Source organism: Streptomyces sp. NPDC059874, from assembly GCF_042731135.1.
In the GTDB taxonomy this organism is placed as follows: Bacteria; Actinomycetota; Actinomycetes; order Streptomycetales; family Streptomycetaceae; genus Streptomyces.
Genome location: NZ_JBHWJY010000028.1, coordinates 21,389 through 41,558, shown reverse-complemented (window position 1 = coordinate 41,558; position 20,170 = coordinate 21,389). Strand labels below are relative to the sequence as shown.

The 20,170-nt window shown below is 72.6% G+C and carries 22 protein-coding genes and 1 riboswitch; of the genes, 12 read left to right on the top strand and 10 right to left on the bottom strand.

Features of this window, described 5'->3' with window-relative positions; genetic code table 11:
- Positions 1–9 precede the first annotated feature (9 nt).
- A riboswitch (cobalamin riboswitch) is annotated at positions 10–163 on the bottom strand.
- A gap of 110 nt (positions 164–273) precedes the next feature.
- The gene (locus ACFV9H_RS18245; protein ID WP_385399041.1) at positions 274–495 is read right to left on the bottom strand and encodes a hypothetical protein; all 222 of its coding nucleotides are present in this window, start codon (positions 493–495) and stop codon (positions 274–276) included.
- 40 nt (positions 496–535) lie between these two features.
- Positions 536–1,804: an anion permease gene (locus ACFV9H_RS18240; protein WP_385399038.1), complete on the bottom strand. Its 1,269-nt coding sequence runs from the start codon at positions 1,802–1,804 to the stop codon at positions 536–538.
- A 310-nt stretch (positions 1,805–2,114) separates the two neighbouring features.
- On the opposite strand from ACFV9H_RS18240, the gene ACFV9H_RS18235 reads away from it, so the two are divergent.
- Together ACFV9H_RS18235 and ACFV9H_RS18230 are read left to right on the top strand one after the other, a co-directional pair.
- Positions 2,115–3,245: an alpha/beta hydrolase family protein gene (locus ACFV9H_RS18235; protein ID WP_385399036.1), complete on the top strand. Its 1,131-nt coding sequence runs from the start codon at positions 2,115–2,117 to the stop codon at positions 3,243–3,245.
- 117 nt (positions 3,246–3,362) lie between these two features.
- On the top strand, positions 3,363–4,781 hold the full coding sequence (locus ACFV9H_RS18230) for a hypothetical protein (RefSeq protein ID WP_385399033.1): 1,419 nt from the start codon (positions 3,363–3,365) through the stop codon (positions 4,779–4,781).
- 33 nt (positions 4,782–4,814) lie between these two features.
- Here ACFV9H_RS18230 and ACFV9H_RS18225 read toward each other — a convergent pair whose 3' ends face one another.
- Both ACFV9H_RS18225 and ACFV9H_RS18220 read right to left on the bottom strand, forming a co-directional pair.
- Complete coding sequence (locus ACFV9H_RS18225) at positions 4,815–5,210, bottom strand: VOC family protein (protein ID WP_385399031.1); 396 nt, start codon at positions 5,208–5,210, stop codon at positions 4,815–4,817.
- A gap of 63 nt (positions 5,211–5,273) precedes the next feature.
- Positions 5,274–6,164, bottom strand: a complete 891-nt coding sequence (locus ACFV9H_RS18220) for a neutral zinc metallopeptidase (protein ID WP_385399029.1) — start codon at positions 6,162–6,164, stop codon at positions 5,274–5,276.
- A gap of 253 nt (positions 6,165–6,417) precedes the next feature.
- Here ACFV9H_RS18220 and ACFV9H_RS18215 point away from each other — a divergent pair, with 253 nt between their 5' ends.
- The 8 genes from ACFV9H_RS18215 to amaP all read left to right on the top strand — a co-directional run bounded on the left by ACFV9H_RS18215 (position 6,418) and on the right by amaP (position 11,884).
- On the top strand, positions 6,418–8,016 hold the full coding sequence (locus ACFV9H_RS18215; RefSeq protein ID WP_385399027.1) for an ABC-F family ATP-binding cassette domain-containing protein: 1,599 nt from the start codon (positions 6,418–6,420) through the stop codon (positions 8,014–8,016).
- Between the two features lie 406 nt (positions 8,017–8,422).
- On the top strand, positions 8,423–8,644 hold the full coding sequence (locus ACFV9H_RS18210) for a helix-turn-helix domain-containing protein (protein WP_030010789.1): 222 nt from the start codon (positions 8,423–8,425) through the stop codon (positions 8,642–8,644).
- A gap of 132 nt (positions 8,645–8,776) precedes the next feature.
- Entirely contained in the window at positions 8,777–9,556 is a 780-nt protein-coding gene (locus ACFV9H_RS18205; protein ID WP_385399025.1) for an enoyl-CoA hydratase/isomerase family protein, read from the top strand.
- A gap of 215 nt (positions 9,557–9,771) precedes the next feature.
- Positions 9,772–10,203 (top strand): Asp23/Gls24 family envelope stress response protein, encoded by a 432-nt coding sequence (locus ACFV9H_RS18200; RefSeq protein WP_385399023.1) that lies wholly within the window; start codon positions 9,772–9,774, stop codon positions 10,201–10,203.
- Positions 10,204–10,218: 15 nt separating this feature from the next.
- Complete coding sequence (locus tag ACFV9H_RS18195; protein ID WP_030010792.1) at positions 10,219–10,404, top strand: hypothetical protein; 186 nt, start codon at positions 10,219–10,221, stop codon at positions 10,402–10,404.
- A 7-nt stretch (positions 10,405–10,411) separates the two neighbouring features.
- On the top strand, positions 10,412–10,780 hold the full coding sequence (locus ACFV9H_RS18190; protein WP_385399020.1) for a hypothetical protein: 369 nt from the start codon (positions 10,412–10,414) through the stop codon (positions 10,778–10,780).
- Entirely contained in the window at positions 10,777–11,319 is a 543-nt protein-coding gene (locus ACFV9H_RS18185; RefSeq protein ID WP_385399018.1) for a DUF6286 domain-containing protein, read from the top strand. Before ACFV9H_RS18190 ends, ACFV9H_RS18185 begins: the two co-directional genes overlap by 4 nt.
- A 7-nt stretch (positions 11,320–11,326) precedes the next feature.
- Positions 11,327–11,884 (top strand): alkaline shock response membrane anchor protein AmaP, encoded by a 558-nt coding sequence (amaP, locus tag ACFV9H_RS18180; RefSeq protein WP_385399016.1) that lies wholly within the window; start codon positions 11,327–11,329, stop codon positions 11,882–11,884.
- A gap of 21 nt (positions 11,885–11,905) precedes the next feature.
- On the opposite strand, the gene ACFV9H_RS18175 is transcribed toward amaP, so the two are convergent.
- The 6 genes from ACFV9H_RS18175 to ACFV9H_RS18150 all read right to left on the bottom strand — a co-directional run bounded on the left by ACFV9H_RS18175 (position 11,906) and on the right by ACFV9H_RS18150 (position 18,339).
- On the bottom strand, positions 11,906–12,661 hold the full coding sequence (locus ACFV9H_RS18175; RefSeq protein ID WP_385399014.1) for an SDR family oxidoreductase: 756 nt from the start codon (positions 12,659–12,661) through the stop codon (positions 11,906–11,908).
- 9 nt (positions 12,662–12,670) lie between these two features.
- Positions 12,671–13,462: an SURF1 family protein gene (locus ACFV9H_RS18170; protein ID WP_385399012.1), complete on the bottom strand. Its 792-nt coding sequence runs from the start codon at positions 13,460–13,462 to the stop codon at positions 12,671–12,673.
- A gap of 90 nt (positions 13,463–13,552) precedes the next feature.
- A complete protein-coding gene (locus ACFV9H_RS18165; protein ID WP_051782373.1) occupies positions 13,553–13,786 on the bottom strand; it encodes a hypothetical protein in 234 nt (77 codons plus the stop codon).
- Positions 13,787–13,876: 90 nt separating this feature from the next.
- A complete protein-coding gene (locus tag ACFV9H_RS18160; protein ID WP_385399010.1) occupies positions 13,877–14,854 on the bottom strand; it encodes a DEDDh family exonuclease in 978 nt (325 codons plus the stop codon).
- Positions 14,855–14,909: 55 nt separating this feature from the next.
- Positions 14,910–17,516, bottom strand: coding sequence for an MXAN_6230/SCO0854 family RING domain-containing protein (locus ACFV9H_RS18155; protein ID WP_385399008.1), 2,607 nt, complete (start codon positions 17,514–17,516; stop codon positions 14,910–14,912).
- Positions 17,517–17,682: 166 nt separating this feature from the next.
- Positions 17,683–18,339 (bottom strand): TetR/AcrR family transcriptional regulator, encoded by a 657-nt coding sequence (locus ACFV9H_RS18150; RefSeq protein WP_385399006.1) that lies wholly within the window; start codon positions 18,337–18,339, stop codon positions 17,683–17,685.
- 144 nt (positions 18,340–18,483) lie between these two features.
- Between ACFV9H_RS18150 and ACFV9H_RS18145 the strand changes: the two genes are divergently transcribed.
- Positions 18,484–19,281 carry an acetoacetate decarboxylase family protein gene (locus ACFV9H_RS18145; protein WP_385399004.1) on the top strand — a complete coding sequence of 266 codons (798 nt, stop codon included), beginning with the start codon at positions 18,484–18,486 and terminating at the stop codon, positions 19,279–19,281.
- Position 19,282: 1 nt separating this feature from the next.
- A complete protein-coding gene (locus ACFV9H_RS18140) occupies positions 19,283–20,167 on the top strand; it encodes an SDR family NAD(P)-dependent oxidoreductase (RefSeq protein ID WP_385399002.1) in 885 nt (294 codons plus the stop codon).
- Positions 20,168–20,170: the final 3 nt, after the last annotated feature.

Genomic DNA, 20,170 nt, shown 5'->3' with positions numbered 1-20,170 from the left:
TCCGCGCCCTGGTTCGACGTGTCCGGCGGCGAGAGTTCCTGGCTCCCGGGACGCACTCGGTCGAGTGCCCCGGTGACAGTGGCGGGACCGCGCCGGATTCGCACCGGACTTCCTCTCCATGCCGCCGTATTGGCTCGGGCAGTCCACCACGCACCGAGAAGGCCCGTCAACTTGCCGTTGACCTGCGGCGCGGCAGGGACGGGAGACGCGAAGGCTCCCCCCGGGAGAAACCCGGAGGGAGCCTTCGCGCCCTGCCCGCCGTACGGCGGCGGATCAGGCGACGATCAGGTAGATCCCGTACGTCACGGCGACCGCGACGAGCGCGAAGCAGGCGTACGCGCCGCTACGGGCCAGGGTGGCGGTGCCGCCCTGCTCGGTCGCGGCCTCGTGCTTGGACAGGCCCATCAGACCCAGGGTGAACAGGGCCACGAGGGCGACGGTGGCGAAGAGGCTGACTCCGAAGACGGAGCCGAGCGCTTCCCAGTCGATCTTCATACTGCCGCTTTCTGAATGTCTCGGTCTCTGTGTGTCTCGGTCAGACCGCGGCGGCCGGAGCCGCCGGGGACGCCGTCGCGGCCGGGATGGTGGCCTTGAGGTCCTCGTCCGTCACGGCGGCGGTCGTACCGGCCGCGGCGACGGTCGGCGGGACGGTGACGGCCGCGATCGCCGTGGTGACGACACCCGGCTCGTCGGTGGCGGCCGGCTCCACGTCGTTGACGTTGCTGTGGTCGACGACCTGGCGGCGCGAGATGAGCCAGATGGCCAGGCAGGAGCCGACCAGGAAGACGGCGACGGCGGCGATGCCGATGTCACCGGCGCGCATGACCAGCTCGGCACCGGCCGAGACCAGCGCGGCGGCCGGCAGGGTCAGGCCCCAGGCGACGAACATGCGGGTCGCGGTGGACCAGCGGACCACACCGCCCTTGCGGCCCAGGCCCGCACCCATGACCGCACCGGAGCACGAGTGGGTGGTGGAGAGCGAGAAGCCCAGGTTGGAGGAGGCGAGGATGACGGACGCGGCCGAGGTCTGGGCGGCGAAGCCCTGCTGCGGCTGCAGGTCGGTCAGGCCCTTGCCCATGGTGCGGATGATGCGCCAGCCGCCCAGGTAGGTGCCCATCGCGATGGCCAGACCGGCGGAGACGATGACCCAGACCGGCGGGTTCGCGTCGGGCGCGATCGCACCGCCGGCGATGAGGGCCAGGGTGATGATGCCCATCGTCTTCTGCGCGTCGTTGGTGCCGTGCGCGAGGGAGACGAGGCCGGCCGAGGCGATCTGACCGGCGCGGTAGCCCTTGGCGGAGGTCTTCTCGCCGACCTTGTCGCCCAGCTTGTAGGTGACCTTGGCGGCCAGGTACGCGGCGATGCCGGCCACCAGCGGGGCGGCGATCGCGGGGATGAGCACCTTGGTGACGACGACGCTGCCGTTGACCGCGCCGATGCCGGCGGAGGCGACCGCGGCGCCGATCAGGCCGCCCATCAGGGCGTGCGAGGAACTGGAGGGGAGACCCACCAGCCAGGTCACGAGGTTCCAGAGGATCGCGCCGACCAGGGCGGCGAAGATCACCTCTGGCTGGATGCCCTCTTCGTTGACCAGGCCCTTGGAGATCGTCTTGGCGACCTCCACGGACATGAACGCGCCGACGAGGTTGAGCACGGCGGACATTGCCACCGCCGTCTTGGGCTTGAGGGCGCCGGTCGAGATGGTGGTGGCCATCGCGTTGGCTGTGTCGTGGAAACCGTTCGTGAAGTCGAACACGAGAGCGGTGATGATCACGATCCCGAGGAGAAGCGTTATGTGCTCCATTTACCCAGGCTTCTGTTTGACGTCAGTGGCTCGCCGACCGTAGGCAACCTGGATGAACGGAAGGTGAACTGACTCGGTCGGACCGGTGTACCGGCCCGGCGTGCGATCGGCGGCTTCGTCCCGATTCTGTCGTAGATATATCGATTAATGCACGTCAAAGCCGGGTGAACGGACCCCTCCGCACAGGCCCCGCGACGTATACGAACGGGTGGCCCGGGCGCCGGAAGAGACCTAGATCACTCCGCCCGCACCGCCCGCGGAGCGACTCCCTCCGGTGGCCCGACGGAGCCCGCGCCTCGACACTGGAGCGGTGCGTACCGCCACAGCGACGGCAGCGGCCGTCACCACGACCCTCCTGGGAGCCGGCGCGGCCGCCGTCGCGGCCGGTCGGTACGCCGCCGACGCGGCCCTGCGGCCCGAACCCGGCCGCCCACTGCCCGGCGGAGCCAGGCTCAGCGTCCACTCCACCGCCGCCGGCCGGATCGCCCTGACCCGCACCCTCGCCTCCCTGCGCCCCGGCACCTACGGCCTGGCCGCGCCCGGGGTGCACGCCGTGGTCGGGCCCGTCCTCACCGAGGCCGAGCACGACCCGGACACCGTCGTACGGCGGCTCCTCGCCGTCACCCACGGCAGCCTCGACCCCGGCACCCGGGTCCGACTCACCCCTCAGGTCCACCTCGGGAACCCGCGCACCGCCCTCGGGCTCGACCACGCCGACGTGGACGTCCCCGGGGAGCTCGGCGCGCTGCCCGCCTGGTTCGTGCCGGCCGCCCGCGACACCTGGGTGATCGCCGTGCACGGCCTCGGCAGCAGCCGGGAGCACCCGATGGTGGTCATGCCCTTCCTGCACCGCCAGCGGATGCCCGTCCTCGACCTGGCCTACCGCGGCGACCTCGGCGCCCCCGCCTCCCCGGACGGCCTCGGCCACCTCGGCGAATCGGAATGGCGCGACGTGGACGCCGCCATCCGCTACGCCCTGCGCTACGGCGCCAGGCGGGTGGTCCTGCACGGCTGGTCCACCGGAGCCACCATGGCCCTGTACGCCGCCGAGCGCTCCGCGCTGGCCGACCGGATCTCCGGGGTGGTGCTCGACTCGCCCGTGCTCGACTGGCACGCCACCCTGCGCCGGCTCGCCGCGGCCCGGCACACCCCGGCCCTGGTGCTGCCCCTCGCCGTCAGGGCCGCCGAGGGGCTCGCGGGGCTGCGTAACGACCGCCGCCCGCCCGGCGCGGACCCGGGCGCGCTCCGCGTGCCCGTCCTGATCTTCCACGGCCCCGACGACACCCTCGCCCCCTGGGAACCCTCCCGCCGGCTCGCCGCGGCCCGCCCCGACCTCGTCCACCTGCACACCGTGCGCGAAGCCGACCACGGCGCCATGTGGAACGCGGATCCGCAGGGCTACGAGGAATCCCTGCGCCGTTTCCTCACCCCTCTCATGTGAAGGCCCTGTGGCGGGAAGGGGCCTGCGGGCGGGATGTCCCGGTCTGTAACACCGGTGAGCAGTGGTAATGGCCGGTTCCGTTTGGGCTTTCGGCCAGTGACGGGCGAGACTGCTTCCGTGACGTCCCGAAAGCCTGATGAGCAGTTGGCTCGCGACTCCAGACTCCGACTCGTCTCCCCGCGGTCCGTCGCCGCGGCCCGCAAGGCGGTGACCGACCGACGTACCCGGCCCGCCCCCAGGCCTCCGGCGGGCACCCCCGCCACGGCCGACCTCGCGAACCGGGCCCGGGCCTCGCTCGCCGACGCCGTACGACTGACCCGCTGGGCCGAACTCAACCTCGGCGCCGGGGACGGAGGAAGGCCCGCGCCCATGGGCGCCCTGCCGGCCGTCGACGTCGAACGCGCCGCCGGGGAACTGAACCTGACGCACGGCCAGATCCGCGTCGGCTGGGACCGCGCCCGGCTCGCCGGCCTCGTCGAGGTGCACGGCGGCCACGCCCGCCCCGGCTGGCGGCTGCGCGCCTGGGACCGCGACGACTCCGCCGTCCTGCGCGGCTGGGTCGCCCTCTTCGACGCCTGGTCACTGGTCCACCCGGCCCCCGCCGACATCGCCCCCGAGGCCGTCGCCGAGGTCGTCGAGGCCATGCCCCAACTCCTCTCCCTGCTCCAGCTGTCGGCCGGCCCCGTGACCGTCCCCGACCTGCTCGACCTGCTCGGGCAGCGCGTCGCCGAACTGCGCGACGAGCGCTGCGAGGTCCCGTACGGGCCCCAACCCCGCTCCCAGCCCGAGGCCGCGGCCCGGACCGGCGCCGCCGTCCCGCTCGCCCGGCTGCTGCGCTGGGCGCTGGGCGGACTCGCCGCCGTCGACGCCGTCACCCTCGGCCCCGCGCGGGCCGCGCTCACCCCGCTCGGCAGTTGGGCGGTCTGGGTCAAGCTGGAGCAGATCTGCGTCGCCGCACAGAGCCCGGCGGGCAACATCGAGCAGTCCGCCGCCGCCATGCTGCACGGCTGCGCCCGGCTCACCCCGGGACCCGCCCGCGCCGAGTACCAGGCCTGGCTCGCGGCCCGGCCCGTCGGCCACGCCGTCAGCGAGCTGCTGCACGCCGCCCGCGGCGAGGACGCCCTGCTGCGCGGGCTCGCCTTCGAAGCGCTGCGCGTGGTCGGAGCGCCCGCCGAGCCCGAAGTGCGCGCCGCCGTACGCGAACCCGCGCTGCGGCCCTACGCCCTGCTCTGGCTCGCCGAGCACGACGGGGTCGACCCCGACGAGGCACAGGACGTCCTCACCGCCGAGGAGTCGACCTGGCTCTGGGTGGACACCGCGGCGGCCATCGCAGACCACGGCGAAGCCGAGCTGCTGGCCCGCCACCTGGACTCGGCCGTGCGCACCACCGTGCCCCGGCTGCTGGACGAGGTCCGCGCGGTCGGCCACCCGCGCACGGTGCAGGTACTGGTCGCGCTGGCCGCGGCCCACCCCGACCCGGCCCTCGCCAAAGCGGTCCGCCGGGCCGCCTTCCAGGTCCACACCGGCGGGGCGTAACCCCGTACGGGCGCGAACGTACGCGCCGCGGGCTCAGACCTGCGGCGCGTACGTCCCGAAGCTCCAGATGTTGCCCTCGGCGTCCTTGGCCATGTAGTCGCGGGAACCGTAGTCCTGGTCGGTGGGCTCCATCAGGATCTCCACGCCGTGCTCGGCGGCCCGCCGGTGGTGGGCGTCCACGTCGTCGACCACGACGTAGACCCCCGCGGGGCCGGCGCCCTCCATGGCCTTGTCGAACACCCCGCCGGTGCCCTTGCTGCCCAGCATCACGAGGCCGTTGCCGTACGCCAGCTCCGCGTGCATCACGGAGCCGTCCTCACCCTCGTACACCGCGACCTGGCTGAAGCCGAAGGCGTCGGTCAGCAGCTTGATGGCCGCCTTCGCGTCGCGGTAGACCAGCGTGGGGCAGATGGACGGAACGCCTGCCATGACGATCACTCCCTCTCGTGACGGTGACCCGCGTCACACCAGCATGGCAGGCGGGACCGACAGTCAGCGGAAGGTGTTGCACTGGGCCATGTCGCCCGTGCGGAAGCCCTGGTAGAACCACTGTTGGCGCTGCTCGGCCGAGCCGTGGGTCCAGGACTCCGGGGTCACCCGGCCCTGGAACTTCTCCTGGATCCGGTCGTCGCCGACCGCGGCCGCCGCGTCCAGCCCGTCCTTGATGTCCTGGTCGGTCAGGCTGGTGATCAGCGGCCGCCCGGTGGACTCGTCCGGGGTCTTCGTCGCGTTGTGCGCCCACACCCCGGCGTAGCAGTCGGCCTGGAGCTCCACCTTGACCGCGTTGCTGTTCGCGCCCTGCTGCCCGTCCTGGGCCCGCTGGAGCGTCCCGGTCAGGTTCTGGATGTGGTGCCCGTACTCGTGGGCGACGACGTACGCCTGCGCGAAGGGGCCGCCGCTCGCGCCGAACTTCGTCCGCAACTCGTCGAAGAAGCCCAGGTCCAGATAGACCTGCCGGTCCGCGGGGCAGTAGAAGGGGCCGACCGCCGAGGTGGCCGCCCCGCAGGCGGTGTTCACCCGGCCGGTGAAGAACACCGTCGACGCCGGGCTGTACTGGCCGCCGCGCCGGGTGAACTCCTGCCTCCAGAAGTCCTGGGTGCTGTTGACCACCGCGACCAGCCGGCAGTCCTCGCGCGCGTTCGCGTCCTGACCGGTCCGGCAGGCCTGCTGCACCTGATTGACGGAGGACGCGGCCGGCGCCGGCTCCTGGTCCCCGGAGGACAACCCCAGCTGCTCCGGACCCACACCGAAGAACAGTCCCAGGAGCAGTGCGATCAAGCCGACGATGCCGCCGCCGACCGTGGCCCGACCGCCCGGGATGCGGCTGCCGCGCACGTCCTTGACCTCGGAGGTGTCCAGATTGGCGTTGTCGTCGAACTGCATACCGCACCGCCCTCGCGTTCTACGTGTCCACCGTTGCGGCGAGTATCACCGCGTTCATCCTCGTACGCGCCGCTGCCCACCGGCTCGATCCTTGAGCCGAACGGGGGACACGGCGGCCCGGCCTACGGCCCGGAAAGTAGTTGCGCACCCCCGGTAGAATGTCTGTCATGGCAAATCTCCTCGCGGATTAGCGGCGTCGAAGCTTCGCGTCCTGCCCCCCTTCCGCCGTCCCGACCCGCCCTGGAGTATTTCCGTGATCACCGCCACCGGCATCGAGCTGCGCGCCGGCGCCCGCGTCCTTATCGAGTCCGCCTCCTTCCGCGTCGCCAAGGGCGACCGCATCGGCCTGGTCGGCCGCAACGGAGCGGGCAAGACCACCCTCACCAAGTGCCTCGCGGGCGAGGGACAGCCCGCCGCCGGCTCCATCGCCCGTTCGGGTGAGGTCGGCTACCTCCCGCAGGACCCGCGCACCGGCGACCTCGACGTCCTGGCCCGTGACCGGATCCTCTCCGCGCGCGGCCTCGACGTGCTGATCAAGAAGATGCGGGCCAACGAGGAGCGCATCGCCACCGGCTCCGGCGCCACCCGTGACAAGGCGATGAAGCAGTACGAGCGCCAGGAGACCGAGTTCCTGACCAAGGGCGGGTACGCCGCCGAGGCGGAGGCCGCCACCATCTCGGCCGCCCTCGGCCTGCCCGACCGGGTGCTCGGTCAGCCGCTGCACACCCTTTCCGGTGGTCAGCGCCGCCGCGTCGAGCTCGCCCGGATCCTCTTCTCCGACGCCGACACCCTGCTCCTCGACGAACCGACGAACCACCTCGACGCCGACTCGATCGTCTGGCTGCGGGACTACCTGAAGACCTACCGCGGCGGCTTCATCGTCATCTCCCACGACGTCGACCTGGTCGAGACCGTCGTCAACAAGGTCTTCTACCTGGACGCCAACCGGTCCCAGATCGACGTCTACAACATGGGCTGGAAGCTCTACCAGCAGCAGCGCGAGGCCGACGAGAAGCGCCGCAAGCGCGAGCGCCAGAACGCCGAGAAGAAGGCCGCGGCCCTGAACTCGCAGGCCGACAAGATGCGCGCCAAGGCCACCAAGACCGTCGCCGCGCAGAACATGGCCAAGCGCGCCGACCGGCTGCTCGCGGGCCTGGAGGCCGTCCGCGTCTCCGACAAGGTCGCCAAGCTCCGCTTCCCGGACCCGGCGCCCTGCGGCAAGACCCCGCTGACCGCCGAGGGCCTGTCGAAGTCCTACGGCTCGCTGGAGATCTTCACCGACGTCGACCTGGCCATCGACAAGGGCTCCCGCGTCGTCATCCTCGGCCTCAACGGCGCCGGCAAGACCACCCTGCTGCGCCTGCTGTCGGGCACCGAGAAGCCCGACACGGGTGTCGTCACCCCCGGCCACGGCCTCAAGCTCGGCTACTACGCCCAGGAGCACGAGACCCTGGACCCGGAGCGGACGGTCCTGGAGAACATGCGCTCCTCCGCGCCCGACCTGGACCTGGTGGCCGTACGCAAGACGCTCGGCTCCTTCCTGTTCTCCGGGGACGACGTGGACAAGCCGGCCGGGGTGCTCTCCGGCGGCGAGAAGACCCGCCTGGCCCTGGCCACGCTGGTCGTCTCCTCGGCGAACGTGCTGCTGCTCGACGAGCCCACCAACAACCTCGACCCGGCCAGCCGCGAGGAGATCCTGGGCGCGCTGCGCACGTACAAGGGCGCCGTCATCCTCGTCACGCACGACGAGGGCGCGGTCGAGGCGCTGGAGCCGGAGCGGATCATCCTGCTCCCGGACGGCGTCGAGGACCTGTGGGGCCCGGACTACCGGGACCTGGTGGCCCTCGCCTGACCCCTGACCCCCTGACCCCGACCTTCGCCGGGCCTGCGTGCGACCCGCGCGCGATCCCTCGCGCGGTCTGATCCAGTTCCTTATGGATCATTCGGCTCAGGGGTGATCCATCATCTGAGTGAGACGGTCTGGTACCGACCTACGTGACCCGACGGCCCCGGCCGCACCTGAGCAGGTTCGCGACCGGGGCCGTCGGTTTTCCGGCGCCGCGCCCCTGACCTGGTGATTCCCCTTGAGGGCGGAGAAGTGTGACGGAAGTCATGCGGCGGAAGAGGAGATTCCGTTCTGCTCGTGTGTCCACCCCTCGGGGAATGCGGTCGTACCGACCTTGCGGAATGGGTGGCCAGGAAGGCGGGGAGGGGTGATCATGAGAAGTCCAGAGCGCACTTCCCACGAGGAGGCACGGGTGGCCGAGACTCTGAAGAAGGGCAGCCGGGTAACCGGCGCCGCGCGCGACAAGCTCGCGGCAGACCTGAAGAAGAAGTACGACTCCGGTGCGAGTATCCGGGCGCTGGCCGAAGAGACCGGCCGGTCCTACGGATTCGTCCACCGGATGCTCAGTGAGTCCGGGGTTTCGCTGCGTGGTCGCGGTGGCGCGACGCGCGGTAAGAAGGCGGCTACGGCCTGACCCCGGTCCCATCGGTTCCAACGGTCCGGATGTACCTTCGGTGACCCCCGGTCGGCCCTTTGGTCGACTGGGTGGTTACTGTGCAGTCACTTAGGCCGAGAACGCGGCCGACCGCACACCGGAGGCATACGGATGGCTCTGCTCGACAAGGACGGCGTACGACTCACCGTCGACGACACGCTCGCCACGGTGACACTGACCAATCCGGCCAAGCGAAATGCCCAATCCCCCGCGCTCTGGCGGGCTTTGGCGGAGGCCGGAAGGTTGTTGCCGGGCACCGTCCGGGTCGTCGTGCTGCGCGGCGAGGGCAAGTCCTTCTCCGCGGGACTCGACCGGCAGGCGTTCACCCCCGAGGGTTTCGAGGGCGAGCCGTCCTTCCTCGATCTGGCACGTGGTTCGGACGAGCTGCTCGACTCCACGATCGCCGAGTACCAGGAGGCGTTCACCTGGTGGCGCCGCAGTGACATCGTCTCCGTCGCCGCCGTACAGGGGCACGCGATCGGCGCCGGCTTCCAGCTCGCGCTCGCATGCGACCTGCGCGTGGTCGCGGACGACGTGCAGTTCGCCATGCGCGAGACCAGCCTGGGCCTGGTCCCCGACCTCGCCGGCACCCAGCCGCTGACCTCGCTGGTCGGCTACGCCCGTGCGCTCGAAATCTGCGCCACGGGCCGCTTCGTGCACGCCGAGGAGGCGGAGCGGGTCGGCCTCGCCAACCTGGTGGTCCCGGCGGACGAACTCGACGCGGCCGTCCAGGACCTCGCCACGGCCCTGCTCGCGCCGCCGCGCGACGCCGTGATCGAGACCAAGGCGCTGCTGCGGGACGCGCAGTCGCGCCCGTACGACGACCAGCGCACGGCCGAGCGCGCCGCGCAGGCCCGCCGCCTGCGCGACCTGGCGGGCCTCTCGGACTGACGCCGGGCCGGGGCGGCGCCCGTCACCGGGCCCGCCCCGCCGTCGCGGATTCGTCCGGGTGCGCGGTCCTGGGCGCGCGGGACGGGCCGCGCGCTTACCGTGGTGGGGAGTCCCGTATGAGCGAAGGGCGCTTCGTCCTTGAGGCGCCTCATCTTCAAGGCCCCTCATCTTCAAGGCACCTCATCTTCAAGGCACCTCACCTTTAAGGACGTGCGATGACCGAATCCGCAGCAGGGAGCCCCGCCAAGGAACCCGGCGACCGGGGGCGCACGACCATCGCCGACGGGGTGGTCGAGAAGATCGCCGGCCTGGCCGCCCGCGAGGTGGTCGGGGTGCACGCCATGGGCAGCGGCAGCGCCCTCTCCCGCAGCTTCGGTGCCGTTCGGGACCGAGTCCCCGGCGGCGGCAAGGCCGCCGTCAGCCGCGGGGTCAAGGCGGAGGTCGGTGAGACCCAGACGGCCCTGGACCTGGAGATCGTCGTCGACTACGGCGTGGCGATCCGCGAGGTCGCGCGGGCGGTCCGTGAGAACGTCATCTCGGCGGTCGAGCGGATGACCGGCCTGGAGGTCGTCGAGGTCAACATCGCCGTCAGCGACGTCAAGCTGCCCGACGAGCCCGACGAGGAGCCGGAGACCCGTCTTCAGTAGCCGAGAGGAGCCGCAATGAGCATGGCGATCGCCGGCCTGTTCGCCGGCATGGCCCTGGCGTTCGCCGGGTACTTCGGCGGATTCGGGGCCTTCCTGCTGGTGGCGGCCCTCGGCGCCATCGGCTTCGTCGCGGGGCGCTTCCTCGACGGGGACCTGGAACCGGGTGACCTGTTCCGCCGCCGTGACGACCGGCGCGGGTGAGGCCCGAATGAGCGAGCCGAAACCCCGGGCCACCCCGCCCAAGGTGGCGCCCGCCGATCGCGGGGCCACCCGGATCGCCGACCGGGTCGTCGCCAAGATCGCCGCGCAGGCGGCCCGGGAGGCGCTCGCCGCGCTCTCGGGCGCGCCCCCGCACGCCACCGTCACCGTGCACCACGACATCGCGCGGGTCCGGGTCAGCCTGGAGCTCGACTACCCCTCCGACCTCGCGGTCCAGTGCGCGGCCGTACGGCGCCAGGTCGCCCGGCGCATCGAGGAGTGCGCGGAGATGTCCGTACCCGAGGTGGACATCGACATCGAGCACCTGCACTCCACGCACACCCGGCTCGCCGCCGGGCGGGACCGGCGGCTGCGGTGACCGCCCCGGCCGCCCGGTTCCGGTCCGCCCGGCGCGTCCCGGCCGCGCTCACCGCGCTCGTCGTACTGGGGGTCGCGGGCCTCTTCCTCTACGACCTGGCCGCCGTACGGGCCGACCGCCCCGGCATGGGCTGGCGCCGCGAGCTCGCCGGGCAGCTCGACCAGCGCACCCCCGCCGACCTCGCCGTGCAGCTGGCCGGCGGGGCCTTCGTGCTGGCCGGGGTGCTGCTCGTGCTGCTCGCCTTCACCCCCGGCCTGCGCGGGATCCTCCCGATGCTGCCCCCGGATCCGGCCGCCGGGGTGCGGGCCGGGCTCGGCCGCAGGGACGCCGCGCAGGTGCTGCGGGACCGAGCCATGGAGGTGTCCGGGGTGCGGTCGGTACGGGTCAAGGTGGGCCGGTCCCACATCACGGTGCGGGCCGTCTCGCACTTCCGCGAGCTGGACGACGTACGGGCCGACCTGGACGCGGTGCTCGCCGTCGGCATCGAGGAACTGGGCCTCGCGCACCCGCCGCAGCCGCGCGTCCGGGTCGGGAGGTGAGCGGGAGGTGCTCGGGACGGTGAACCGGATCCTGCTGGCGGTGGCCGGAGCGGTGCTGACGGCCGCCGGCGTCGTACTCCTCACCGGCTCGTGGCCACTGCACGGCCGGCACGCGCCGCTGCTCACCGAGGAGGCCCGGCGCCGATACTGGCACGCGGACGGCTGGTGGTGGTGGGCGGTGGCCGCGGGCCTCGCGCTGTGCGTGCTGTTGGCGCTGTGGTGGCTGCTGTCCCAGCTGCGGCGACCCCGGCTGGGCGCCGTCGAGGTCGACACCGGGGACGGGGCGTACGCCGTGTTGCGGGGGCGCGCGCTGGAGGAGGCGGTGGCCGCGGAGGTCGGCGCCGTCGAGGGCGTCGCCCACTGCCGGGCCTCGCTGCGCGGCCGACGCGGATCGCCCGCCCTGCGGGTCGCGATGGAACTGGAACCCCACGGCGTGCCCGCCGACGCCCTGGCCGCCCTCGCGGGCCCGGTCCTGACCCAGGCACGCGCCTCGGCGGGCCTCCGGGAACTCCCGGCGGAGGCCCGCCTCAAGGTGACCTCCCACCGGGCGCAGCGGGTGACGTAGCGCGCCCTTTGTCGGGCGGGGTCAGAACCCGTGCCGGGAGCCGCCGTCCACCGGGAGCATCACGCCCGTCAGGTACGAGGCCGCGGGGGAGAGCAGGTACGCGGCCGTGCGGCCGAACTCCTCCGGCGTCCCGTAACGGCGGAGCGGGATCCGGGACTCGTGCGCGGCCCGGGCCCCCAGCGCGTCGCCGGACATCGCGTCGAGCTCGCGCACCCGGTCGGTGTCGATGCGCGCCGGGAGCAGGCCGACGACCCGGATCCCGCGCGGGCCCAGATCCACGGACAGGGACTTGGCGAAGCCCGCCAGGCCCGGCCGCAGGCCGTTGGAGATGGTCAGGCCGGGGATCGGCTCGTGGACCGAGCCCGACAGGACGAAGCCGATGACCCCGCCCTCGCCCAGCTCGGCGGCGGCCGCCCGGGCGAGGCGGACCGCTCCCAGGAAGACCGAATCGAAGGCGGCCGACCACTGCTCGTCGGTGTTGTCTGCGGCGAGGCCGGGGGCCGGGCCGCCGACGCTGACGAGGATGCCGTCGAAGCGGCCGAAGTGCTCGCGCGCGGCGGCGATGAGCTGCCCGGCCGCGGCCGGGTCGGAGTTGTCGGCGGCCACCCCGACGGCGTTCGGGCCGAGCGCGGCGGCGGCGTCGGCCGCCCTCTTGCCGTCCCGACCCGTCAGGACGACCTTCGCGCCGTCCGCGGTCAGTTCACGGGCGGAGGCGAAGCCGAGGCCACGGGTGGCTCCGGTGACTACGTAGACGCGGTCTTTCAGTCCAAGATCCATGCCGACACGCTACGCGGTCGCGGTCTCCGCCTCGACCGAGGCTGCCTTGGCCGCCGCCTCCTCGCGGTCGCGCTTCTCCCGACGTACGAGGACCAGCCAGCCCACCGGCACCGCGGCGGCGAACAGCCACCACTGGACGGCGTACGCCATGTGCGCGCCGATCGAGTCGTGGTCGGGATCGGCGATGATCTCGGGGCTGCCGTCCGCCGGGGCCGGGGCGGTGAGCTCCAGGTAGCCGCCGAGGACCGGCCGGCCCAGGTACTCGCTCTGCTGCGCACTGTTGATCAGCATCACCTGGCGGTCCGGCAGTCCCTTGCGCTCCTTGATGCCGCTGCCGCCGCTCGTCTCGTCGGCCTTCAGCCGGCCGGTGACGGTGACCTCGCCCGAGGGCGCGGCCGGCACCGGCGGATGGGCGCGGGGGTCGTCGCCGCCGGGCACCCAGCCGCGGTTGACCAGCACCACCCGGCCGTCGCCGAGCACGAGCGGGGTCAGGACGTGGAAGCCGACCTTGTCGTCGTTGGAGGTCCGCATCCGTACGACCACCTCGTGCGCGGTGTCGTACGTGCCGGTCGCGGTGACGGCCCGCCAGAAGTCCGCGCGGGGGACCCGGTGGCCGGGGGAGGTGACCTCGGTCACGGGAACCGGCCTCGCCCGCAGGTTCGCGTCGATGAGCTGGTTCTGCGCGACCCGGTGCACGTGGCGGTGGTACTGCCAGAACCCCAGCTTGATCATCGCGGGGATCAGGACGAGGGCGACGAGGGTGAGGCACACCCACTGCCGGGTCAGCACAAAGCGGTACACGCCCACGACAGTACCCCCAGCGCGGAAGACCCCGGCGGCCGGGGGCCGTCCGGGGTCACGGGGGATGGGGGGAGCGGTGTGCCGGGGGAGTCAGACGCGGTCGACGATGCCCACCTTCCCCTCCTCGCGGGCGCAGTGCGCCCCGCAGAACCACTGCCCTTCGACCTCGACGCCCTGCCCGATGATCGAGACCCGGCAGTGCTCACAGACGGGCGCCATGCGGTGAATGGCGCAGGAGAAGCAGTCGAAGACGTGCACCGCGCCCTGCGCGTGCACCTCGAAGGACATGCCGTAATCGTTTCCGCAGACCTCACAACGTGCCATGCGCCGAATGCTGCGCACGCCGGAGGACCGGAACAAGATCCAGCGGGGTGAGTCGCCGCGCCTGCACCCACCCGGCGCAACGCACCCGGCTCAGGAGTCCGCGTCCGCCACGTCCCGCAGCAGTTGGGTGAATGCCGCCTCGTCGACGACCGGGGTGCCGAAGGACTTCGCCTTGACGGTCTTCGAGGTCGCCGAGTCGGGGTCGTTCGTCACCAGCAGGCTGGTGAGCCGCGACACGCTCGTGGCGATGTGCAGCCCCGCCTCCACCGCGCGGTCCTCCAACAGCTCCCGCTCCACCGACGTGTCGCCGGAGAAGGCGATCCGCATCCCCTGCTTCAGCGGCTTGCCGTCCTCGTAGCGCCCCGGGTTCGGGTACGGGCACGGCGGCCGCTTGCGCGAGGGCCGCCAGCTGCTGTTCCCGTACGAGGACTGGTAGCCCACCCGGGGTGCGGCGGCCGAGTCCGACCACTCCGTCAGCGGCCGGCACTCCAGCAGGGGCAGCCGTACGCCGCCCGCCGCGGCCGCGTGCAGCGACGGACGGAAGGCCTCGGCGAGCACCCGGGCGTCGTCGAGCGCGTGGTGGGCGCGCTGCTGGACCACGCCGAAGTGCGCCGCGAGCGACTCCAGCTTGTGGTTGGGCAGCGGGAGGTTCAGCTCCTTCGACAGGGCGATCGTGCACAGCCGCTGACGGACCGGCGCGGTCTCCTCGGCCCGGGCGTACTCCCGGGCGATCATCTGCCAGTCGAAGATGGCGTTGTGTGCGACCAGCACCCGGTCCGCGAGCCGGCCGGCGAACTCCTCGGCGATGTCCTTGAAGAGCGGAGCGTCGGCGAGCACCGCACTGGTCAGCCCGTGGATCCACACCGGCCCGGGATCGCGCTGCGGGTTGACCAGGGTGTACCAGTGGTCCTCCACGTTGCCCTGAGCGTCGAGCCGGTAGACGGCGGCGGAGACTATCCGGTCGTCGCGAGCGAGCCCGGTGGTCTCCACGTCGACGACCGCGTACCCCTTCGGGTACGCGGTCGGCCACATCGTCTCTGCGGTCGTACGGTCGGCGAGCATGGTCACAGAGGATATCGGCCCCGACTGACAGCCGTGGCCGCGATGTCGTCCGCCCCCGGGTTCAGCCCAGTGCCGCGACGAGGTCGCCGGCCGCCAGGTGTTCGAGCCCGCAGCCGTCAACGGGCCCCGGCAGCAGCCGGTATACGGACCCGCGCGCACCGGCCGGCGCCACGTCACCGTCCACCAGCGCGAGGAGGGCGGACCTCCCCGAGGCCGCGGCGCCCGCGAGGGCCTCCACCTCCGGCGAGGCCAGCACGGTGTCCGGATCGGCCAGCGCCACCAGCCGCGCGGCGAAGGCCGCGGTGTCCTCGCCCGCCCGCCGCCGGTAGGTCCACAGCTCGTCGGGGTCGCTCGGCCGGGGCGTGCGCCGCAGGACGACGACCTCGCCGCAGCGCGCGGCCGCGTGCCAGCCCGCCAGCTCCCACAGGGTGGTGCGGCCCGTGGAGAAGTACTGGAACAGGTCGCGGCCGATCCGGGCCAGGTCCTCCTGGTGCGCCCACACGCTGTGGTAGCCCTCGTCGTCCGGCAAGTGCACGTCGGTCCACAGGAAGCCGCGCCGCTCCAGATCGACGAGGAGCGGCACGTGGATCCGCGAGTTCCCGACCAGGTCGTAGCGCTGCCGCACGGTCCGCGGGTCGTAGCGCGCGGTGCGCCCGGAGCGGCTCGGCAGTGCCATGAAGCCGGCGAAGGCGTCGGGGAGCAGTTCGAAGGGGATGTTGTTGTAGCTGAAGACGACCGGCATGGCGAAGCGCACACCGGTGTCGGCGAGGGCGTCGAGGTCGATGTCCACGTACTCGCTCGCCCCGGCGGGCGCGGGGGCGGAGGTGAGGTCCCCGGAGTGGACGACGGCCCGCCCGCCGTAGACGAGGTTGGTGTAGTCGCACAGGCCCGCGTAGTTCCAGTCGGCGTCGAAGAGCACCACCGACAGGTCGAGGTCCACGGTCTTCTTCGGCGGCTCCATCCAGTGCAGGAACATCCGCAGCACCTCGCCGTCGGGCAGCGCCTGGAAGCTCCCCTTGGGGACGGTGACCAGGGCCTTGGCGGCCGCCCGCTCGGTGGAGGGCACGTGCAGGTGGGCCAGGCGCGAGTCGAGCACCGCGACGTCGTACGGGTCGGCAGCCGCCAGCCGGCGCAGCACCTCCCGCTCGAACAGCTCGCTCACCGCACGGGTCACCGGCTCGGCCAGCGGGGCCCGGACGTCGTCCACGGTGAACGAGTGCGCCACCTCGCCGCGGGGGAAGAACACCCGCCGGGTACCGGGCAGATGGCGGATCCGCAGCCGCCCCAGCGCGGACAGCACCGGCCCGGGCCCGGCCTTCGGCAGCCGCTCCGCCAGAACCGCTGCGACCTGGTCGGGCAGGGTGTCGGCCGCGTACCGGCGCAGCAGGTGGTCGAGGCGCCGTACGAGTTCCCCGGGCCGCTCCGCCAGCACGGCGAGGGCGCGGTCCGGGTCCGTGCCGCGCAGGGCCTCCTCGGCGCGCCCGGTCCAGGTGGCCGCCCTGATGCGAGAGCCGTCGATCCGTACGGCGTGCGGGTGCGCGGTGGCGGTGGCCAGCAGCGCGTCGCCCAGCGTGTTGCCCGGCGTGGTGCCCCGAACGTCGGTCTCGCGCAGCACGGCGAACGCCAGCGCGGTCCTCGGGTGGCGTCCGTGCTGCTCGAAGGGGTGCAGGATCTCGGCGGCGCGCTTCCAGACGTCGGGGTGGCGCAGTACGTCCTCGACGAGCAGCGCGGGGTCGAGCCCGTCCAGCAGGGCGAGGAGTTCGCGCCGCAGCGGCCGCGGCAGGGAGCGCATCCGGGGCGGCGCGAGCAGGTCGGCCCCGCCGCCGGACCAGACGGCCAGCAGCCGCAGCACGTCGGTGGCGGTGGTCAGCCGCCGGGGCAGCAGGGCCCGTACGGTCTCCCGGGTACGCCGCTCGCGCAGCAGGGTGCCGAGCACCAGGGCCTTGGTCTCCCGCACCGGGATGGCGTCCGGCAGCCAGCCCAGGTCGTGCGGAGCGGTCCCGAGGAGCACCCGCGCCTCCTCGGTGTCCTGGGGCGACAGCGGGGTGCGGCGGGCGAGGAGTCGGCCGAGGGCGGTGACGGAGTCGGCCGCGCGGTCGGTACCCAGGTTCAGCAGCCGCAGCGGGCCGGCCGAGTCGGTGGGGGCGGGCCGGCCGGGCCGTTCGGCCGGGACGAGGAAGGGGTCGGCGGGGTCGATCCGGCGGTGGCAGATCGGGCAGCCGGTGTAGACGGCGCCGTCCCAGCAGGACCGGCAGACCAGATGGGCGCAAGGGGAGACGGGGTGGACGCTGCCGACGGTGGCGCACAGCACGCAGGGCTGGGCGGGCCACTGGAGGAGCAGCGTGAAGACCCGGTCGATCCACAGGCCGTACGTGTCGTCGGGCACCGAGGCCGGGAAGGTGCGGAACAGCGGCATGTGGGTGCGGTCGGCACCCAGCAGGATGTCGATGTCCCGGACGAGGGAGGTGCCGGCGTCGGCGAGCCCGGTGGGGCCGAGCCAGGCGAGTGCGGAGCGCAGCGGAGCCGTCAGGGCGTAGCCCCGGTCGAGGAGTTCGGCCTCCAGGGCGATGAGGCCCTCGGTCGTCGAGGGGTCGCCGGGGCGCGGCCCGGCCTGGTCGACGTACACGGTGTGAAGACGGCGCAGCAGGACGGTCGACAGCTCGGGCAAAGGGGGGATTCCTCCGGAACCGGGGAGAGAGGTGGGGCGGGGGCGGAGAGGGGATGCGCTGCGGTGTCAGTGAAGGATGAGAAGGAAGCACATCGCGGAGCCGCCCCCGCGAAAACAGATCCAACCACGGCCGCGGGCAGGCGCAAACCGATTTATCGGCCCGCTTTCACCGGCTCGCTCTCGGGGCATCGCGGCCGGTCGGTGACGCCGCCGTCAGCAGGGTGGCGGTCAGGGCCTGCACGGACAGCAGGAACAGCCGCTCCGGATCGGCGGGGCGGGCCAGGGCGCGGGCGAGGGCCGGGTCGTGCGGGGCCGCCGCCGGGTCCCACAGGTCGCTCTCGGCGGGCGACTGGGCGGGGGAGCGTTCGCGATTGCGCTCGACCAGCAGGAAGCCGACGATCTGGAACTGGATCGCGCGCACCACGTCGGCCGCCCGCGCCCCGCGCAGCCCCGCGACGTGCACCTCGTGGACGAGGGCCTGCTGCGCGGGCAGGAACATCCGCTCGGTGAGCCCGCGTTCGTGGACCATCGCGATCAGGTGCGGGCGCTCGCGCAGTTCGCGGCGCAGGACCCGGGCCACCGACAGGATCCGCTCGGCCGGGGTCCGGCCGACCGGCCTGATCGCGCCCATCTCCTCCACCGTCCGCTCCACGAGGGCGTCCAGCAGCTGCTCACGGTTGCCGACGTGCCAGTAGATGGAGGTCACCGCGGTGCCCAGCTCGGCGGCGAGCTTGCGCATGGTGAGGGCGGCCGGACCGTGCTGCTTGACCAGGGACGTGGCGGCGTCCAGTACCTCGTCTCGGGTCAGCGTGCTTCTGGCCATGGGATCCGGACCGCCAATCTGTCGGGTCTCCAGAACTGGCACAGTGTCAGTTCTGGTGCGTGCACGGGTCTTTACCCTTCATCGGCGGCGGTGTAACTGTGTTACAGAACCGAACTCCGCTCAAGACGAGGGTGGTGCGAAGGCATGGCACGCGTACGGTACGGAGCGCGAACCGAGGCAGAGATCGCGGCGGCGCGCGAGAAGAGTTCCAAGCTCCCCGACATCTGGTCCACCGGTGTGGTGGCCGTCTGGGAGACCGACCCGGACGTGGTGGCGGCGGTCCTCCCGCCACCGCTCAAGCCCGCCGAGCGGCCCCTCGTACGGGCCAACATCAGCAAGGTCGACCTGCCCGGCTACCCGCTCGGCGCCGGCTCGGTGGCCGTCGCCGCCCGGCACGGCCTCGTCGAGGGCTGGTACCCGCTGGTCATGCCGATGAGCATGGAGCGCGCGCTGATCGGCGGCCGCGAGGTGTTCGGCGAGCCGAAGAAGCTGGGCGAGATCAGCGTCGAGCGCGAGGGCCTGGTCGTACGCGCCGCCCTCGCCCGCCACGGGATCGCCTTCGTGGAGGTGCGCGGGGCGGTGGACCGTGAACTGCCGTTGCCCGAGCCCACGCAGAAGGTCGACTTCTACTTCAAGTTCCTGCCCGCCGTGGACGGTTCGGGCTTCGACGCCGACCCGGTGCTCGTGCACTGCACCCGCAACGAGAAGGTCCGCAAGCTGGAGCACGTCACCGGTGACGTGGTGCTCCGCGAGTCGATGTTCGACCCCATCGCGGACCTCCCGGTGCGCCGCGTCGTCGAGATCACCATCGGTGAGAAGACCACCGACCAGCAGGGCAAGGTAGTCGAACGGGTCAGCGCCCAGGCCCTGCTCCCGTACATCCACCAGCGCTACGACGACCCGATGCAGATCCTGGACGGTCCTCCGGAAGGCAGTGTCTGACATGCGACTCGAACCAGGACAGGTCGCCGTCGTCACCGGCGCCGCCAGTGGCATCGGCCTCGCGATGGCCCGCCGCTTCGCCGCCGAGGGACTGAAGGTCGTCCTCGCCGACGTGGAGGAAGGCGCCCTGAACAAGGCCGCCGGGGAACTCGCCGCCGACGGGGCGGACGTCCTCGCGCGGACCGTGGACGTCAGCGACCGCGACTCGGTGATCGCGCTGGCCGACGCCGCGTACGAGAAGTTCGGCGCCGTGCACGTGCTGTGCAACAACGCGGGCGTCGGCTCCGGCGCCGAGGGCCGGATGTGGCAGCACGAGCCCAACGACTGGAAATGGGCCTTCTCCGTCAACGTGTGGGGCGTCTTCCACGGCATCCAGGCCTTCGTCCCCCGCATGATCGAGGGCGGCGCCCCCGGCCACGTCGTCAACACCTCCTCCGGTGACGGCGGCATCGCCCCGCTGCCCACCGCCTCCGTGTACGCCGTCACCAAGGCGGCCGTGGTGACGATGACCGAGTCCCTCTACGCCCACCTCAAGGCGGAGGGCGCGGCCGTCGGCGCCTCCGTCCTCTTCCCCGGACCGCACATGCTGCGCACCGGCCTGTGGGAGTCGCACCGCAACCGGCCCGAGCGGTACGCGAAGGAGCGGCCGCGCAAGTCCCCGTACCGCAGCCTCGACCAGTACGAGGCAGCCATGAAGCAGGCCGGCCACGAGGTGAACTTCACCCCCGTGGAGGAGGTCGCCGAGCACGTCGTCGACGGCATCCGCGCCGACCGCTTCTGGATGCTCCCGGCGAGCGAGCACAGCGACCGGCAGATCCGCGCCCGGTCGCAGTCGATGCTCGACCGCGCCAACCCCGCCTACCTGGAAAGCTTCATCCTCGACTGAGGG

Coding starts and splice junctions, on each gene's coding strand:
- ACFV9H_RS18245 (WP_385399041.1), bottom strand. CDS start 495: ATGAAGATCGACTGGGAAGCGCTCGGCTCCGTCTTCGGAGTCAGCCTC.
- ACFV9H_RS18150 (WP_385399006.1), bottom strand. CDS start 18,339: ATGGCCAGAAGCACGCTGACCCGAGACGAGGTACTGGACGCCGCCACG.
- ACFV9H_RS18140 (WP_385399002.1), top strand. CDS start 19,283: ATGCGACTCGAACCAGGACAGGTCGCCGTCGTCACCGGCGCCGCCAGT.
- ACFV9H_RS18200 (WP_385399023.1), top strand. CDS start 9,772: ATGACCGAATCCGCAGCAGGGAGCCCCGCCAAGGAACCCGGCGACCGG.
- ACFV9H_RS18240 (WP_385399038.1), bottom strand. CDS start 1,804: ATGGAGCACATAACGCTTCTCCTCGGGATCGTGATCATCACCGCTCTC.
- ACFV9H_RS18145 (WP_385399004.1), top strand. CDS start 18,484: ATGGCACGCGTACGGTACGGAGCGCGAACCGAGGCAGAGATCGCGGCG.
- ACFV9H_RS18190 (WP_385399020.1), top strand. CDS start 10,412: ATGAGCGAGCCGAAACCCCGGGCCACCCCGCCCAAGGTGGCGCCCGCC.
- ACFV9H_RS18165 (WP_051782373.1), bottom strand. CDS start 13,786: ATGGCACGTTGTGAGGTCTGCGGAAACGATTACGGCATGTCCTTCGAG.
- ACFV9H_RS18195 (WP_030010792.1), top strand. CDS start 10,219: ATGAGCATGGCGATCGCCGGCCTGTTCGCCGGCATGGCCCTGGCGTTC.
- ACFV9H_RS18225 (WP_385399031.1), bottom strand. CDS start 5,210: ATGGCAGGCGTTCCGTCCATCTGCCCCACGCTGGTCTACCGCGACGCG.
- ACFV9H_RS18220 (WP_385399029.1), bottom strand. CDS start 6,164: ATGCAGTTCGACGACAACGCCAATCTGGACACCTCCGAGGTCAAGGAC.
- ACFV9H_RS18175 (WP_385399014.1), bottom strand. CDS start 12,661: ATGGATCTTGGACTGAAAGACCGCGTCTACGTAGTCACCGGAGCCACC.
- ACFV9H_RS18205 (WP_385399025.1), top strand. CDS start 8,777: ATGGCTCTGCTCGACAAGGACGGCGTACGACTCACCGTCGACGACACG.